Source organism: Dyella soli (genome assembly GCF_054482295.1).
In genome coordinates, this window is the sequence record NZ_JBTFFU010000001.1 from 652,797 (window position 1) to 669,148 (window position 16,352).

Sequence of the window (16,352 nt, forward strand, 5' to 3'; positions counted from 1 at the left end):
AGGTCGGGGCGTGACGCGTTCCGGCCTTTCTCATTTTCCGACTTCCGATCCGCTCCTATGACGAACATCCATAGCGACAAAATCCTCATCCTCGATTTCGGCGCGCAGTACACGCAGCTGATTGCCCGCCGCGTGCGCGAGATCGGTGTGTATTGCGAGATCTGGGCCTGGGACCACGACCCGGCCGAGATCGCCGCGTTCGGCGCCAAGGGCATCATCCTGTCGGGTGGCCCGGAGTCGACCACGCTGCCGGGCGCGCCCAGGGCGCCGCAGGAAGTGTTCGAATCGGGCCTGCCGATCCTTGGCATCTGCTACGGCATGCAGACGCTGGCCGCGCAGCTGGGTGGTGCCACCGAAGCCGCTGACGCGCGCGAATTCGGCCACGCCGAAGTGGACATCGTGGCCAAGAGTCGCCTGTTCGCGGACCTCAGCGACCACGACAGCGCGCACCGCCTGGACGTGTGGATGAGCCATGGCGACCACGTCGCCAAGGCGCCGCCGGGCTTCGTCATCACCGGCACCACCGACCGCATTCCGGTCGCGGTGATGGAGAACGAGGACAAGCGCTGGTACGGCGTGCAGTTCCATCCGGAAGTGACGCATACGAAGCAGGGCACCGCGCTGCTCAAGCGTTTCGTCACGGAAATTTGCGGCTGCCAGACGCTGTGGACGGCCGCGCACATCATCGAGGATCAGATCGAGCGCGTGCGCACCCAGGTGGGTGACGACCATGTGCTGCTGGGTCTCTCGGGCGGCGTGGATTCCTCCGTGGTGGCCGCGCTGCTGCATCGTGCCATTGGCGACCAGCTGACCTGCGTGTTCGTCGATACCGGCCTGCTGCGCTGGCAGGAAGGCGACCAGGTGATGGCCACCATGGCCGAGCACATGGGCGTGAAGGTGATTCGCGTCAACGCCGCCGAGCGCTACTTCAAGGCGCTGGAAGGCGTGGCCGACCCGGAAGCCAAGCGCAAGATCATCGGCCGCCTGTTCGTGGAGATCTTCGACGAAGAGTCGGCCAAGGTCACCAACGCCGGCCATGGCCAAGTGAAGTGGCTGGCCCAGGGCACCATCTATCCGGATGTGATCGAGTCGGCCGGCAGCAAGACCGGCAAGGCGCACGTGATCAAGAGCCACCACAACGTGGGCGGCCTGCCGGAGCAAATGAAGCTCAAGCTGGTCGAGCCGTTGCGCGAGCTGTTCAAGGACGAGGTGCGCCGCATCGGCGTGGAGCTGGGCCTGCCGCGCGCGATGGTCTACCGCCATCCGTTCCCGGGCCCGGGCCTGGGCGTGCGCATCCTGGGCGAGGTGAAGCCGGAATACGCTGAGCTGCTGGCCCGCGCCGACGCCATCTTCATCGAAGAGCTGCGCGCCTGGGACCTGTACGACAAGACCAGCCAGGCCTTTGCGGTGTTCCTGCCGGTGAAGTCGGTAGGCGTGGTCGGTGACGCCCGTGCCTACGAGTGGGTGATCGCATTGCGCGCGGTGGAGACGATCGACTTCATGACCGCCCATTGGGCGCACTTGCCGTACGACTTCCTTGGCAAGGTTTCTAATCGTATTATCAACGAGTTGCGTGGTGTTTCTCGTGTCGTTTATGACATAAGTGGCAAGCCGCCCGCAACCATTGAGTGGGAATGAGTTTATCGGCGTGGCGCCGGTCAACTTTTCTCATGAATGTCGCGTAATGCATTGATATTTATGTATTTGCCGTGAGCTCACCACGGCACGGTCTGCCCGCGATAATCCAGGTAGCGCAGGCCGGCATGGCCGGCCTGCGCGCTGAGGGTGTCGACCACGCGGGGGATGCTCTCCTCGATCGTGAGCTCGGCATCCGGTCCCCCCATGTCGGTGCGTACCCAGCCCGGTGCCATCAGCACCAGGGCGCGCGGATCGCCGGCGTGACGGGCGGCGAAACTGCGCATCAGGGTGTTGAGTGCCGCCTTGCTGGCCCGATAGGCTTCCCAGCCGCCATCCGTGTTTGCCGACACGCTGCCCAGATCCGATGACATGGCGGCGATGGTGCCCGTGGCAGGCACCAGGCTCTCGAAGGCTTCGATCACCCGCATCGGACTGAGTGCGTTGGTCACCATCATGCGCACGAAGGCATCGGTGCCGACATCGTTGATCGACTGGCCCGGGTCGATGGCGATGCCGGCATTGACGAACAGCAGGTCGATCGTTCGCCCGTGCAGGCGTGCCCGCAGTCGCGCGACTTCGTCGCGGATGTTGATGTCGACGGTTTCCACTTCGAGCCGCCCACCGGCGGACGCGGCCAGCTCGTGCAGCCGGGTCCGCCCGCTGCCGCGCACGGTGGCGATCACCCGCCAGCCGCGGTGCAGGTATTCCGCCGCCAGCGCCAGCCCCAGGCCGCGCGATGCGCCGACGATCAGCGCCGTGGAGTTGTCAGGGTTCGGCATGGCGGTCGCCCGTTGGCAGAGGGACGACTGTGCGCTCAACCGGCACACTCGACCAGCTAGGCGACATCGTGGCGGGCGGCTTCGACCTGGCTGCGCGGGCTGCTCGACTTCATCATGGCCGTGACTGCAAGGGCATGAGGCGCTTGCCCTGACGATAGAATGACGGACCCCGCCTTGGCCTGCCGACCCGATGTCTGACCAGCTTCCCCTTTCGCCGCCGCCTTTCACCGCCGAGGACGAAGGCCACATGCGGCGTGCGCTGCAGCTGGCCGCGCACGCGCGCGACGCCGAGGACGAGGTGCCGGTGGGCGCCGTGCTGGTGCAGGACGGCGAGATCATCGGCCTGGGCTGGAACCGCAACATCACGCTCAATGATCCCAGCGCGCATGCCGAGATCATGGCCTTGCGCGCGGCGGGGGAGAGGCTCGCCAACTACCGCATGCCGGGCGCCACGCTGTACGTGACGCTGGAACCGTGCGCCATGTGTGCGATGGCGCTGGTGCACGCGCGGATCGGCCGCGTGGTCTACGGCGCCACCGACCCCAAGACCGGGGCGGCAGGCAGCGTGTTCGACACGCTCATTTCCGATCGCCACAACCATCGCGTCACGGTCGTCGGCGGGCTGCTGGCCGATGAGGCGTCGGTGATGCTGCGGGAGTTCTTCCGCTCGCGCCGTTGATCGCGGGGCGTCATTCGCGCCAGTAGCGGCCCAGCTTGTCGAGTTTGGCGAGCGACTGGGTGGCCTTGTGGCTGGCCTCGTAGGCCGTGTGCTTGGTCCAGCGGCGGAACGGCTTGGCCACGGCGCCGTGGTTGTCGGCGGGCACCAGCGTGGTCAGCATGTTGCGGCCCATCATGCGGTCGTGCGCCAGTCCAAGATGGGTTTGCAGGTCGGCCAGCTGATCCAGCCAGTGATCCACGGTGCGCCGGGGAAACAGCTCCTGGTACAACTCCACGTTGTAACGCAGTTTCTTGGTCGCGGTGCGCAGGCGGTGCAGGCGCTTTCTGCCGCCATCGAGTTGCGCGGCGCGTTTCTTCAACGTGCTGTAGCGGTCCTCGATGACCCGTGCGGCCGTCGCGCGAACCAGGCGATCGGTCGGCGCCTCCAGGGAGTCGCACCACCGCCGCCAGGCGCGGATGGGTGTGGTGATATCGGCCTTCTTCAGCGCGGCCAGCGCGTGTTCGTGGGCCAGGCGCTGCTGTTCAGCCAGCGCCTGCTGCAGCAGCATGGTGTCGGCTGGCGATGGCGGGCTCTCGCCCATGAAGGCGGGCAGGGTTTCCTGGGCGAGGATGTCGATGTCGCGGCACTGGCCGGTGGCTTCGCGGCACTGGCGCAGATAGCCCAATACGTCACCCAGGTCGTCGTCGGAAAGACGCGCAAGCCCGTTCAGGGTTGCGATGACGCGGCGCAGGCTGACCCGCCAGGCATGCAGCAGCTTCGGGTCGTAGGGGCCGCCCAGCAGGCGCTTGCGCGCATTGCCGGCTTTTTCCAGGTAGCCGTCCAGCGTGCGCCGGATCCGATCGAACTCCGACAGTGCGCCCGATCGGGCCTCGCGATGAGGCCGCGACGCGCGCGTGGAGGGAGATCGATGTTGCAGCCTGGCATTCATGGAACGATTCCAGACGACCGGGCTGTCTACTTTGCATCAAATTATGACAATGCGCGAGCGGCCGTATGGGCGGCTAGGCGATAAAGGCCAGGGCCTCGGCGCAGGGTTGTTCGATCTTGAAGTCCAGCAACGGGTCGGCCCGGGTGTGACCCATGTTCACCGCGGCCACGGGCTTGCCGCTGCGGGCGGCGGCGACCACGAAGCGGTAGCCCGAATAGACCATCAGCGAGGACCCGACCACGATCATCGCGTCGGCCTCGTTCAGCGATGTGACGGCGGCGTCTACTCGATCCCGGGGCACGCCTTCGCCGAAGAACACGACGTCGGGTTTCATGATGCCGCCGCAGCGCGGGCACGGCGGGATATCGAAGCCGGAGAAGTCCCGTGCCTCGAGATCGGCGTCGCCGTCGGGGGCGTCGCCTGCGTCAAGCAAGGCCCAGGCGCGATTGAGGCGAACCAGTTCGTGCTGGAATGCCTCGCGTGGCAGGCGCTGCGGGCAGGCCATGCAGCGCACCTCGTCAAGCCGGCCGTGCAGGTCGATCACCTTGCGATGCCCGGCAGCCTGGTGCAGCCCGTCGACGTTCTGGGTGAGCAGGGCGGTCACGCGGCCCTGTTGCTCCAGTCGCGCCAGGGCGTGGTGCGTGGCGTTGGGGCGGGCCCGGCCGAATCGGCGCCAGCCGACCAGGCTGCGCGCCCAGTAGCGCTGGCGGGTCGCCTGTTCGCCCATGAAGGCCTGGTAGGTGACCGGCTGCGGCCGCTTCCAGCCGCCGTTGGCATCGCGGTAGTCGGGAATGCCCGAATCGGTGCTGCAGCCGGCGCCGGTCAGGATGAACAGGCGCGGATGGGCCTCGATGAATTCGCGCAGGCGAGCCTGGTCGCGCTGCAGGGTCATGCCCGGCGATGGCATCGCCGTGACGTCGCTGGCGGTCGTGGCGGCTTCAGGCAGCGGCACGTGCCTGCAACTCCTCGACGGCATGGGCGATCCCTTGCGGGCTCTCCACCTGCACGACGCGTGCATCGTGATCGATGAAATCCGTGTCGGTCTCGTGCGCCCAGGTCACGTGATAAGGCATGTATATGCCCCAGCCGCCCAGCTGCACGACCGGTGCGATGTCCGAGCGCAGCGAGTTGCCGACCATGGCGAATTGTCCGGCCGGGACGTTGAATTCCTCCAGCACTCGCCGGTAGGCGCGATCGTCTTTCTCGGAAACGATCTCGATGCGGTGGAACAGGTCGGCCAGGCCGCTGCTCTCCACCTTCTGCTCCTGATGGAACAGGTCGCCCTTGGTAATCAGCACGATCCGATGCGTCGCCGCCACCGCTTCCACCGCAGCGCGGATGCCCGGCAGCAGTTCCACGGGATGCGCAAGCACCTGCTTGCCGATCTCGATGATGCGGTGCAGGTCGGCGGCGCTGATGCGCGACTCGGTGATCTCGATGGCCGATTCGAGCATCGACAGCGTCATGCCCTTGGCGCCGTAACCGAACAGCCGGATGTTGCGGCGCTCGGTCGCCAGCAGGCGATCGTGCAGTCGTGCGTTGGCAAGGTCGACGTACTCGCCGATGATGCGTTCGAACTCGCCGTTGGCGGACTGGTAATAGCCTTCGCTGTGCCACAGCGTGTCGTCGCCATCAAAACCCACCAGCTCAATCACGTCAGCCACCTGAAGCAGGACAGTACGGGGCGCGCCGGACCGGCCGTGCGCGGACGGCCTATTTTCCCAGAAAACGGGGCCGGCCTGTGGATCGCGGGACGCGTGCTAGGATGATTCGAGCCCCTCCCTGCCATGGCCGGGCGCCCTTCGAGGCAGGCTGCAGGGGACGTCGGAGCCTCTCTATGGTCTTGGCATCAGGTGACTATGCGCGCACGCATCGAAGATGTGGCACGGGTCGCGGGGGTTTCTCCCAAGACGGTTTCGCGTGTGCTCAACAACGAACCCCATGTGCGCGCGGAAACCCGGCAGCACATCCTTGAGGTGGTCAGGTCGCTGGATTATCGCCCGCATCCTTCGGCGCGCAGCCTGGCGGCCAACCGCTCGTTCCTGGTCGCGCTGCTCTACGACAATCCATCGCCCAGCTACATGATGGAAGTGCAGGCCGGCGCGCTGGAAGCATGCGACGCGCAGCGCTACAGCATGATGTTGCAGGCGCTGGATGCGACCAGCCCGCGTTTCGTCGAGCAGGTGGAGATGCTCATTTCCGGGCGGCGCCTGGAGGGGCTGATCCTCACGCCGCCCATCAGCGATCATGAGGGCCTGCTCGCCCGCCTGCGCGAGCTGGGCACGCCCTTCGCTTGCGTGTCGCCGCGCGACCGCAGCTGCGTCGGCGTGGTGCTGGACGAGCGACGCGCGGCGTTCGAGATGGTGAGCCACCTGGCCTCACTGGGTCACGAGCGCATCGGGCACATCATCGGCCACCCGGACCACGGCGCATCGACCTGGCGCCTGGACGGCTACAAGGACGGCCTCACCCAATGCGGGTTGCACTATGACCCCGGGCTGGTGGTGCAGGGGCGGTTCTCGTTCGATTCGGGCGTGGTCGCCGCGCGTGCGTTGTTCGCACTCGATGCGCCTCCCACGGCCATCTTTGCCGCCAACGACGACATGGCAGCCGGTGTCATCTGGGCCGCCAACGAGGCGGGACTTTCGGTGCCGCGCGACCTGTCGGTCTGCGGCTTCGACGACACGCCGATGTCGCGCCAGATCTGGCCTTCGCTTTCTACCGTTCACCAGCCGTGTCGCGACATGGGGCGCATCGCCGCCGACCAGTTGCTGCGGCTGGTCCGCGGCGGCGAAGGCGGCATGGAGTTCGCGGAATTCGCCATGTGCTTGCGCGGATCATCCGCCCGGGCGCCGGAAAAACCGCTGCGGATCGCTTCGCCGGGTCGTTGAGCCATCGGCTTGCATCGCGCATCGAGGGTGCGGCCATGCCTGCCGGAGCCGCGCCGCTTCGGCCCCGGGCGTCTTTGCAGCAAGGCCGCTCGCTTGGCCACGTCGGGCGGAAGTTTCGAGTACGTCTCGGAATATCTCCCTGCGCGGACCTATGGTGTCACCGTCGGCGTGTGGCCCTGATGCACCCGACACCGGCGCGCCCATGCTTCCGGCGTCGTTGATGTAACGCCGTTCTCCTGGCGCCCTGGCGAAGGCGAGGGCACCAACCCTCCCCGGAATGGCGGATTGGCCGGATCTCTGTGGGGGGATCCGGCCTTTTTCATTCCGGCCGTCATGACGACGCTGGGCTGCGGCACGAGGCCGCAGGCCGGGAACGGGCGTTCGCTCAGGATAAGGTGACGCGCCGCGCCGAGGTCGGCGTTCTTCAGCAGAGCCATGAAGCCCATCGACTTGCCGCGCATTGAGTGCATTCGAACGCAACCGGCAGCGGGCGTCGAAAGCGAATGCAGCGACTGTGGCAGGTTCTGCGACACCTGTGCCTTTTCGCGTGCGTGCCTTGCCACGGGTTATGGCCGGCGCGAGCTGGCCGCACTGCATTGTCTCGTCGAGCATGTCGGGCTGCGTGCCGAGGGCGACTACGTGTTTCGCCGCGGCGAACCGTTCCGCGCCATCTATGCGGTGCGCAGCGGCAGCGTGAAGACCTCGCTGTTCGAACGCGACGGCCGCGAACAGGTGCTGGGCTTTTACCTGCCTGGCGAAGTCGTGGGCCTCAATGGCATCTACCCTGAGCGCTATCCCTGCGACGCGGTAGCGCTGGGGAACGCGACCCTGTGCCGATTCTCCTTTCCTGCCATGAGCGAGCTGGCATCCACGCTGCCGGCCGTGCAACAGCATCTGTTTCGCCTGCTGAGCCGCGAGCTGGGGATGGCGAGCCTGCTTGCCGGTGATCACACGGCCGACGAGCGGCTGGCGGCGTTCCTGCTCGACCTGGGCGAGCGGCACGGGCGCCGGGGGCTGTCCGCCACTTCGTTCCAGCTGCCGATGTCGCGCAGCGATATGGCCAACTACCTGCGGCTGGCGCCGGAGACGGTCAGTCGCGTGTTCAGCCGCTTCCGCTCGCGTCGATGGGTCGCCATCGAAGGCCGGCAGCTGCGCCTGACTGATGTGGATGCGCTACGCGACCTCGGGACGACATCGGTGCAGGCCGCCGCCCGCGCCTAGCGGCGCCGGCGGGCACCTCACTCGGCGGTATCGCTGTCGCTGCCGGTTCCAGTCGCCGGCGCACCTGCCGCGCGGTCACTTTCCGCCTCCTCCATCAGGGGCAGCACGCCGGGGCTGTCGAGATCGTCGAACTGGTGGTGGTTCACGGCCCAGAAGAAGATCGCGACGGCCACGATCACGATCAGCAAGGTCACCGGGATCAGCACCAGCAGGATATTCATGCATGCACCATGGGGCGTGCATGCCCGTCACGACCGACACGCCATGCATTGAGCACCACCACCAGCGAACTGACCGACATGCCGATGGCCGCCAGCCAGGGCGGCACCCAGCCGAGCGCTGCAAAGGGCACGGCGCACAGGTTGTAGGCCAGCGACCAGCGTCGCCCCTGGGCGATCACCTCTACGACCTGTCGCGCCACCTGGCGGGCTTCCAGCAGGCCGCCCAGTTGTCCATGCAGCAGCAGGAAATCCGCCTGCGACTGCGCCAGCTCCGTGCCGGAGGCGAGCGCGGCAGACACATCCGCCCCTGCCAGCACGGGGGCATCGTTATTGCCGTCGCCCACGACCAGCGTGACGTGGCCTGCGGCCCGCTTGCTGCGCAGAAGCTCGAGCTTGTCCGCCGGCGCGCACGAGGCATGCCACTCCGCGACATGCAGTGCGCGAGCCACGTCGGCAACGCGGGCCGGGGTGTCGCCGCTTGCCATCACCGTCGCGATGCCATCGGCATGCATCGTCAACAGCGTCGACGCTGCATCGTGGCGAAGTGCTTCATGGATGCGGAAGGCCGCGAGCGGTCCCTGGGCATCGGCGAGCCAGAGGTCGGCGCCCGATGGCAAGGGCCCATGGGGCGCGCGGGCAAAACTCGCGCGGCCAAGGCGCAGTGCACGTCCGTCCACCTGGCCTTCGATGCCTTCACCCGGGATGACCATGACATGGCGGGTATCGTGGATCGCCGCGTTTCCCGGTGCGCGGGCCACCGCCCGGGCGACCGGGTGCGAGCTTTGCTGCGCCAGCGCCGCGGCGAGGGAGAGCCAGTCGTCGGCTTCGCCACGCTCGGCTGGTCGGGTTCCGTCAACATCGAGGCGGGATTCGGTCAGCGTGCCGGTCTTGTCGAACACGGCTAGATCGACCCTCGCCAGGCGCGTCAGTGCCGTGCTGTCGGTAACCAGGACGCCACGCTGGGCCAGCACGCCCAGGGCGCGCGTGAGGGCGCTCGGTGCCGTCAGCGCAAACGCGCAGGGGCAGGCGATCACGAGCACGGCAATGGCGCATGCGAACGCGCGCGACGGATCGACCAGCAACCAGCCCAGCGCGGTGAGCAGGGTGAACAGCAGGATGCGACCGACGAAGTGGCGCAGCTGCACATCGTCGACCAGCAGCGCAGCGTCGCGTGCCAGGCGCGTGCGTGCGCTCAGCGCGCCGACGCGCGCGGCGGCCGTTTGCTCGCCACTGTGTTCCACCAGCAGCTGGGCCGGCCCGGAGACCAGCACGCTTCCCGCCACCAGGCGCTCGCCACGCGTTCGCGTCACGGGGCTGGATTCACCGGACAGCAGCGCTTCGTCCACTTGCACCGACGCGCTTTGCAGCACGCCGTCAGCCGGCACGGTGGTGCCTTCGGCGATGTGTACGCAGTCGCCAGGCCACAGTTCCATGGCTGGCACGGTTTCCAGGCTGCCGTCGGCGCGCCGGCGCTCCGCCAGCAGCGGCGTGCCGTCGATCACCGCATCGCCAAGCGCGCCACTGTGGTGCCGCGCGCGCAGCTCCACGTAGCGGCCGGCGAGCAACAGGAACACGAACATGCTCACGGAATCGAAATAGATGTCGCCCGCGCCACGTACGGTGTTGATGGTGCTGGCGATGAACACCAGCCAGACGGCCAGTGCCACCGGCAGGTTGATGCCAAGGCGCCGCGCCCGCCACTCCTGCCATGCCCCCCTGGTGAACGGATGCGCCGAATAGAACACCACGGGTGCCGCAGACACCAGGCTCAGCCAGCGGAACAGGCCGCGCGTCGTGAAGTCGACGAAATCCACCACGCCTATGTAGATCACGAACGCATAGGTCATTACCTGCATGGCGCACATGCCGGCCACCAGCAGGCGCTTCAGCAGGTCATGGGCTTCGCGCGAACGCGAGTCGTCGATGGTATCGCTGCGCAGCGGCTGCGCCGCGCAGCGCATGGCGTCGAACGCGCGCAGCAGGGTCGGCAGCGATGTTCGTTCGTGGTCCCACACGACGCGGACGCGCCGGGCGGCTGCGTCCACGCTCACGCGGCGCACGCCGGGCAGGGCATGGATGAACTGCTGCAGCCGGAGGATATGCCTTGGTCCCTGCAGCGACGTCACCCGCAGCGCGACTTCCGTCTGGCCGTCCCGCCGCGTGCGCAGCACCTGTGCCGCCAGTTGCGGATGGGACCATGTGTCGTGGACCGTCATCGCCGCGGCCCGTGGCTGCTATGGCTGCTGGATGGCACGCCGAAGACCGCATGCGGCGCGTCCACGGGCTGATCCGCATGGCGTTCGCCCAGCACGATCATCCACCCGCACCCGACCAGCGAAGCCCCGAAGATCGCCGCCCCGAGCCAGAGTATCGGCTGCTGATACCAGACTGCTGCTGCGGACCTCGGCGATCGCTTGCTAGTCGGCATGATCCGGATGGGCCAGGTGGTAGACGTAGGCACTGAGCACGCGGATCTGGTCATCGGACAATCGAGGGCTCCATGCCGGCATATGCCCTTGCCGGCCGTTGCGTATGGAGGTCTCGACGTCGGCCACGGCGCCGCCGTGCAACCAGACATGGTCGGTGAGATTGGGGGCCCCGAGCGCCGGATTGCCCTTGCCGTCCGGGCCATGGCATGCGGCGCAGGTCGCAAACAGCGGCTTGGCGGCCTCCGCCTGCTGCGCATTGTGCGCGGCGCCGGAGAGGCTGAGCACGTACTGCGCGAGATTCTTCACATTGTCTTCGCCAAGGCTTGCCCACGGCGGCATCACGCCGCTGCGGCCGTCATGGATGGACGTGTAGATGGCCTTGCCGTCGCCGCCGTAGAGCCAGTCGTTGTCAGTGAGGTCCGGCGCGCCCAGCAGCACGTTGCCCTTCGCTTCGCGTCCATGGCAGGCCGCGCAGTTGTCCATGAACAGGCGCTGCCCGAGCTGTTGTGCATTCGGGTCCCTGGAGATCTGCTCGATCGGATAAAGCGAGAAGCGCTTCATCAGCTCGTCCAGCCTGCCGTTGTTGGCCGCCACGTCGTTGGCAAGCTCGCCATGCGACGTCCAGCCCAGCAGTCCCTTGAAACGGCCGAAGCCCGGGAAGAGGGCGAGATAGGTGAAGCCGATGACGAACATGGCCGCCGACAACACGATCCACCAGCGCGGCAGGTTGCGCACGCCTTCGCGCAGCACGCCATGCGCCCACACGTGCCCGCTGGTGCCGTCTTCCTGGACGGGAATCTTGGCGCGTGGCGCCCACAGGAAGAGGAACAGGGTGATGCCCAGGTTCAGCACCACCAGGAACATGATCCACAACGACCAGAACAGGCTCATGGCTGGTCATCCTTTGCGCATGCCTGCGCTGCCGCGTGTTCGTGGGGAGGCTCGTCCTCCATGGGAAGCTCGGCCATGCGCGAGAACGCCCGCTTGTGCCGGCCGCTCCATGCCCACGCCCAGATGCTGACGAAGGCGACCATCATCACGACGATGATGACGCCGGTGAGATGCCCCCAGAAATCGACCCATACGTCGTTCATGGCTGGCCTCCATCGCTGGCCGGTGCGGCTGCGCCGGCCAAGCCTGCGGCCGGTTCGTTGCGGACGCCCAGGCCCTGCAGATAGGCGACCAGCGCGTCCATCTCGGTCTTGCCGTTGACGGCATCGGGCGCGCCGGCGATTTCGGCATCCGTGTAGGGATCGCCCAGCTTGCGCAGGCCGCGCATGCGCGCCTGGATGTCGCTGGCGTCGAGCTTCGCGCCTGCGAGCCAGGGATAGCCGGGCATGTTCGATTGCGGCACTACCTTGCGCGGATCCATCAGGTGCACCACATGCCACTGGTCGGTGTACTTGCCGCCGATGCGGGCGAGGTCCGGGCCGGTGCGCTTGGAACCCCACTGGAAGGGGCGGTCATAGACCGACTCCTCGGCAATGGAGTAGTGCCCGTAGCGCTCCGTTTCGGCACGCAGTGCGCGAATCATCTGCGAGTGGCAGAGATAGCAACCCTCGCGCACGTAGATGTCGCGCCCCGCCAGCCGCAACGCGTCGTAAGGCTTCACGTTGGGTGGCGCCTTCACGGTATGTGCTTCCATGAACAGCGGCGTGATCTCGGCAAGGCCGCCAATGGACACCATCACCGCGGTGAGGATGCCGAGCAGGGCGGCGTGCTTCTCGATGGCTTCGAAATGCTTGTAGGCCATGGGTGCGCTCCTCAACCCGCCGCCGGCAGCGGGGCAGGCACCTGATGCGGCTCGGGTTCGGGTACGGGCACCGGAATGGGCTTGATGATGCGCGCACGCGCATCAGCCGCGGTGTACCAGAGGTTCCAGGCCATCACCACCATGCCGGAAAGCACCAGTACGCCACCCATCCAGCGGATCAGGTACATCGGCTTGATCGCGATGAGGCTGTCCAGGAATGAATAGGTGAGCGAACCGTCGGCATTGGTGGCGCGCCACATCAACCCTTCGGTGACGCCGGCCGTCCACATGGAGCCGATGTACAGCAGCAGGCCCGTGATGTGCAGCCAGAAATGCAGCTCCATGCCGGCGCGCGAATACATCGCCGGCTGGCCGAGTGCACGCGGCGCCATCGCGTAGAGCGAGCCGATGGTGATCATCGCGACCCAGCCGATCGAACCCGAGTGCACGTGGGCGATGGTCCAGTCGGTGTAGTGCGACAGCGAGTTCACCGTCTTGATGGCCATCATCGAGCCTTCAAACGTGGCGGCCGCGTAGAACACCAGCGACATCACCATGAACTTGGCCGCGGGGTCGGTCTTGAGCTTGTACCAGGAGCCGTTGAAGGTAAGCAGGCCATTGGCGGCCGAACCCCAGCTAGGCATCAGCAGGATCAGCGAAAACGCCATGCCCACCGACTGCACCCAGTCGGGCAGGGCGGTGTACATCAGGTGGTGCGAGCCCGCCCACATGTACACGGAGATGAGCGCCCAGAAATTGACGATGGAGAAGCGATAGCTCCACAAGGGCTGCTGCGCCTGGCGCGGCACGAAGTAATACATCATGCCGAGGAAGCCCGCGGTGAGGAAGAACGCCACCGCGTTGTGGCCGTACCACCACTGCACCATCGCATCCACGACACCGGAATAGACCGGGTACGATTTGGTCAGGCTGACCGGCAAAGCGATGTTGTTGACGATGTGCAGCAGGCCGACCGCGATGATGAACGCGCCGTAGTACCAGTTGGCCACGTAGATATGGCGGATGCGCCGGCGCGCAAGACTGGCGAAGAACACCACGCCGAACGACACCCAGACCACGGCGATCAACAGGTCGACGAACCATTCCGGCTCGGCGTATTCCTTGCTCTGCGTCATGCCCAGCGGCATGGTCGTCATGGCCAGCACGCAGATCAGTTGCCAGCCCCAGAACGTCAGTTCTGCCAGGCGTGGCAAGGCCAGCCGCGTATGACCGGTGCGCTGCACGACGTAGTAGCACGTACCCATCAAGGCCGAACCGCCGAAGGCGAAGATCACGCCAAACGTGTGGTCGGGTCGGATGCGGCTGAACGTCAGCCAGGGAAGATTGAAGTTGAGGGCAGGCCACATCAATTCGGCCGCGGCGTAAACGCCTACCGACATGCCGATGATGCCCCACACGGCTGCCGCCAACAGAAAGAGGCGGACGACCCTGTCGTCGTAATACTCGGTATTAAGCATACGGAAACGTCCCTGATCAATGGTGAGATGTTGCCCCGTCGATACGTCGCACATCGATGACACAGATCAAGTGAACGCAGCAAAAAACTTACAGACGCCGTGGTCGTTTGCCGCAGTCCAGGTACCCCTTCGGACATGATCCCGCTTTCAGGGCAGCCACGCCAGTCACCGGAGGACTGATTCAGATCAGTGTGGACGTTTGGTGGTGGCTGACACTGTGCGGTTGGCCGCAGGGGCGCGACTGACCCATGTCGTCAGCGAAAACGACATCAACGGCATGCACACCGGCTGCGCCCAGGCCTGCCCGGTGAACTGCTTACACGCAGCGTTCACCTTCTCTTGATCAGCGCCGACGAAAGCGAGGTCAGCCTGTCACGGATGTGACACGTCAGGTCGCGCGAGCCCGCCAGCGATTGACGGAGAAGCCGATGGCAAGCATCAGGGCAACGGCAAGCTGGGCCAGCAGCGACTGCCAGGTCGGGTAGATGCCCAGCACTTCGATCGAGGGCACCGGCGCCACGGTGACGGCGGTCCAGCCCGCCTCCTGCAGCGCGGCCACGCCCTTGCCAGTCAGCACCACGGCGAGCACGGCAATGACCAGCGAACTGACCGAGAAGAACACGCCCAGGGGCAGGCGGCGACTCGTGCGCAGCAGCAGCCATGCGATCAGGCCGAGCAGGAGTGCGCCGACGGCGATGCCGGACAGCAACCACACGCCCTGGCCTTCATTCCACAGTGCGGCGTAGAACAGGATGGTCTCGAACACCTCGCGGTAGACCGAAATGAAGGTCAGGCCGAACACGAACCAGGCGGACTTGCGGTCGAGCGCGGTGGCCATCTTCGCCTTGAGATAGGCCTGCCAGCGCCCGCCGATGCTCTTCTGGTGCATCCACAGTCCGACCCCGAGCAGCACCGCCGCCGCAAACAGGGACGACAGGCCTTCGGTCAGCTCGCGACTCGCGCCGCTGATCGAGATGGCATAGCTGGCGATCGCCCACGTCACGGCCCCCGCCAACAGGGCAAGCAACCAGCCGGCATGCACATACCGCGTGGCGTCGTGGCGATCAGCCTTGCGCAGGAAGGCAAGCAGGGCCACCACGACCAGCAGTGCCTCCAGCCCTTCGCGCAGGAGAATGGTGAGCGCGCCCACGAACATCGTGACCGGGCTGGCTGCGGCCCCTGCAATCAGGTCGCCAGCCCGGGCCAGCAGCTCGTCGACGGCGGCGGCCTGCGTCGTCACGCTGTCCAGCGGCGCCTGCTCCGACAGCTGCGTGCGGTAGGCGCCCATCGCCGTCTCGATGCTTGCCCGCAGCCCGGCGTCCCGTGCATTGAGCTGGGCTTCCACCGGTTCGACGCCATCCAGATAGGCGGACAGCGCGAGCTGCCGCGCCTCTTCCGATGCACCGGCCCGGTAGGCCGTGACGCTCGCCGCCAGGCGTGCGCGCGCCAGCGGCATGCCGGCCAGCGCTTGTTGTACCGCCTGCGGATGCGCACGCAGGTAACCGAGGATCAGGCGCGCCTGTTCCGTGCCCAGCGTGGTGGCAAGCTGCGTGACGCGGGCGCGGGACAGCTCGTTGAGCGACGCGATGTCACTGCGCGCGGCGGCACTGCTGCGCCACACAGGCTCGCCCCGGCTGGCCGCCTCGGGGTAGGCCAGGGTGCCGACGTAGTAGGCCAGCGCCCAGCGTTCATCGGCGTCGAGCGTGGTCGCGAAGCTCGCCATCGGCGTGCCTTCGACGCCTTGCGAAATCACTTCGTACAGCGACAAGGCGCTGCGCTGGTCGGCACGCGCCTGATCGGTGAAATCCACCGGGCGCGGGGTCAGCGTGAGGCCTACCGGTCCGTCTCCACGGCCGGTCGCCCCGTGGCAGGACGCGCAACGGGATTGAAAGAGCGTGGCGCCGCGCGCGAGGTCCGGCGCACGCGTGGGCGCCGTGGGCACCGGATAGGCCTGCAGCAGCGCGTCGGCAAGCGCGTGTGCCTGGTGGGCCACGTCCTCGGGCGATGCCTTGGCCTCGATCGATGCCACCAGCGTGTCAGCACCACTCAGCAACGCCGGCGTGCCGGGCGCAGGCGGCAGGGCGCGGATGCGGTCGCGCGCGTTGCGCGCGAACTCGCGCATCTCGTCGTATTCGGACGCGCTGATGACGCTGCCGTGGTTCACCGCACCGGCGTAGTCGGTGGCGAGGTAATCGAGCATCTGCCAGGTCTGCGGCACCGAGGCGGGCGCCTGCTGCCCGAGGGCCGGCGCCGCGAAAGCGAGGCAAAGCAGGAATGGCCAGAGCCACGGCAGGGCCACGAGGCCGCCAATGCGATTCATTCTCATTTGTTTAGT

15 protein-coding genes are annotated in these 16,352 nt (G+C 66.8%); 4 read left to right on the forward strand and 11 right to left on the reverse strand.

The window, feature by feature from the left end:
• Positions 1-57 precede the first annotated feature (57 nt).
• Positions 58-1,638 carry a glutamine-hydrolyzing GMP synthase gene (gene guaA / locus ACXU4B_RS03115; RefSeq protein WP_131407680.1) on the forward strand — a complete coding sequence of 527 codons (1,581 nt, stop codon included), beginning with the start codon at positions 58-60 and terminating at the stop codon, positions 1,636-1,638.
• Between the two features lie 77 nt (positions 1,639-1,715).
• Here guaA and ACXU4B_RS03120 read toward each other — a convergent pair whose 3' ends face one another.
• The gene (locus ACXU4B_RS03120) at positions 1,716-2,417 is read right to left on the reverse strand and encodes an SDR family NAD(P)-dependent oxidoreductase (protein ID WP_131407682.1); all 702 of its coding nucleotides are present in this window, start codon (positions 2,415-2,417) and stop codon (positions 1,716-1,718) included.
• Positions 2,418-2,607: 190 nt separating this feature from the next.
• On the opposite strand from ACXU4B_RS03120, the gene tadA reads away from it, so the two are divergent.
• Positions 2,608-3,096 (forward strand): tRNA adenosine(34) deaminase TadA, encoded by a 489-nt coding sequence (tadA, locus tag ACXU4B_RS03125; protein WP_131407685.1) that lies wholly within the window; start codon positions 2,608-2,610, stop codon positions 3,094-3,096.
• A gap of 10 nt (positions 3,097-3,106) precedes the next feature.
• Here tadA and ACXU4B_RS03130 read toward each other — a convergent pair whose 3' ends face one another.
• The 3 genes from ACXU4B_RS03130 to ACXU4B_RS03140 form a co-directional block, all read right to left on the reverse strand.
• Positions 3,107-4,024 (reverse strand): CHAD domain-containing protein, encoded by a 918-nt coding sequence (locus tag ACXU4B_RS03130; protein WP_131407687.1) that lies wholly within the window; start codon positions 4,022-4,024, stop codon positions 3,107-3,109.
• 73 nt (positions 4,025-4,097) lie between these two features.
• Positions 4,098-4,931, reverse strand: coding sequence for an NAD-dependent protein deacetylase (locus ACXU4B_RS03135; protein WP_131410279.1), 834 nt, complete (start codon positions 4,929-4,931; stop codon positions 4,098-4,100).
• A gap of 31 nt (positions 4,932-4,962) precedes the next feature.
• Positions 4,963-5,679 (reverse strand): HAD family hydrolase, encoded by a 717-nt coding sequence (locus ACXU4B_RS03140; protein ID WP_131407689.1) that lies wholly within the window; start codon positions 5,677-5,679, stop codon positions 4,963-4,965.
• A 204-nt stretch (positions 5,680-5,883) separates the two neighbouring features.
• On the opposite strand from ACXU4B_RS03140, the gene ACXU4B_RS03145 reads away from it, so the two are divergent.
• Positions 5,884-6,915, forward strand: a complete 1,032-nt coding sequence (locus tag ACXU4B_RS03145) for a LacI family DNA-binding transcriptional regulator (protein WP_131407691.1) — start codon at positions 5,884-5,886, stop codon at positions 6,913-6,915.
• A gap of 435 nt (positions 6,916-7,350) precedes the next feature.
• Positions 7,351-8,136: a helix-turn-helix domain-containing protein gene (locus tag ACXU4B_RS03150; protein ID WP_131407693.1), complete on the forward strand. Its 786-nt coding sequence runs from the start codon at positions 7,351-7,353 to the stop codon at positions 8,134-8,136.
• A gap of 17 nt (positions 8,137-8,153) precedes the next feature.
• Here ACXU4B_RS03150 and ccoS read toward each other — a convergent pair whose 3' ends face one another.
• The 7 genes from ccoS to ACXU4B_RS03185 all read right to left on the reverse strand — a co-directional run bounded on the left by ccoS (position 8,154) and on the right by ACXU4B_RS03185 (position 16,337).
• Positions 8,154-8,357 carry a cbb3-type cytochrome oxidase assembly protein CcoS gene (gene ccoS / locus ACXU4B_RS03155; RefSeq protein ID WP_131407695.1) on the reverse strand — a complete coding sequence of 68 codons (204 nt, stop codon included), beginning with the start codon at positions 8,355-8,357 and terminating at the stop codon, positions 8,154-8,156.
• Complete coding sequence (locus ACXU4B_RS03160) at positions 8,354-10,573, reverse strand: heavy metal translocating P-type ATPase (protein WP_131407697.1); 2,220 nt, start codon at positions 10,571-10,573, stop codon at positions 8,354-8,356. Before ACXU4B_RS03160 ends, ccoS begins: the two co-directional genes overlap by 4 nt.
• A gap of 201 nt (positions 10,574-10,774) precedes the next feature.
• Complete coding sequence (gene ccoP, locus ACXU4B_RS03165) at positions 10,775-11,677, reverse strand: cytochrome-c oxidase, cbb3-type subunit III (protein ID WP_131407701.1); 903 nt, start codon at positions 11,675-11,677, stop codon at positions 10,775-10,777.
• The gene (locus ACXU4B_RS03170; protein WP_131407703.1) at positions 11,674-11,880 is read right to left on the reverse strand and encodes a cbb3-type cytochrome oxidase subunit 3; all 207 of its coding nucleotides are present in this window, start codon (positions 11,878-11,880) and stop codon (positions 11,674-11,676) included. Before ACXU4B_RS03170 ends, ccoP begins: the two co-directional genes overlap by 4 nt.
• The gene (gene ccoO, locus ACXU4B_RS03175) at positions 11,877-12,539 is read right to left on the reverse strand and encodes a cytochrome-c oxidase, cbb3-type subunit II (protein ID WP_131407704.1); all 663 of its coding nucleotides are present in this window, start codon (positions 12,537-12,539) and stop codon (positions 11,877-11,879) included. The genes ACXU4B_RS03170 and ccoO overlap by 4 nt, the downstream gene beginning before the upstream one ends.
• A gap of 11 nt (positions 12,540-12,550) precedes the next feature.
• Entirely contained in the window at positions 12,551-14,017 is a 1,467-nt protein-coding gene (gene ccoN, locus ACXU4B_RS03180) for a cytochrome-c oxidase, cbb3-type subunit I (RefSeq protein WP_131407706.1), read from the reverse strand.
• A 388-nt stretch (positions 14,018-14,405) separates the two neighbouring features.
• Positions 14,406-16,337 (reverse strand): cytochrome c/FTR1 family iron permease, encoded by a 1,932-nt coding sequence (locus ACXU4B_RS03185; protein WP_240733994.1) that lies wholly within the window; start codon positions 16,335-16,337, stop codon positions 14,406-14,408.
• Between the last annotated feature and the right edge of the window lie 15 nt (positions 16,338-16,352).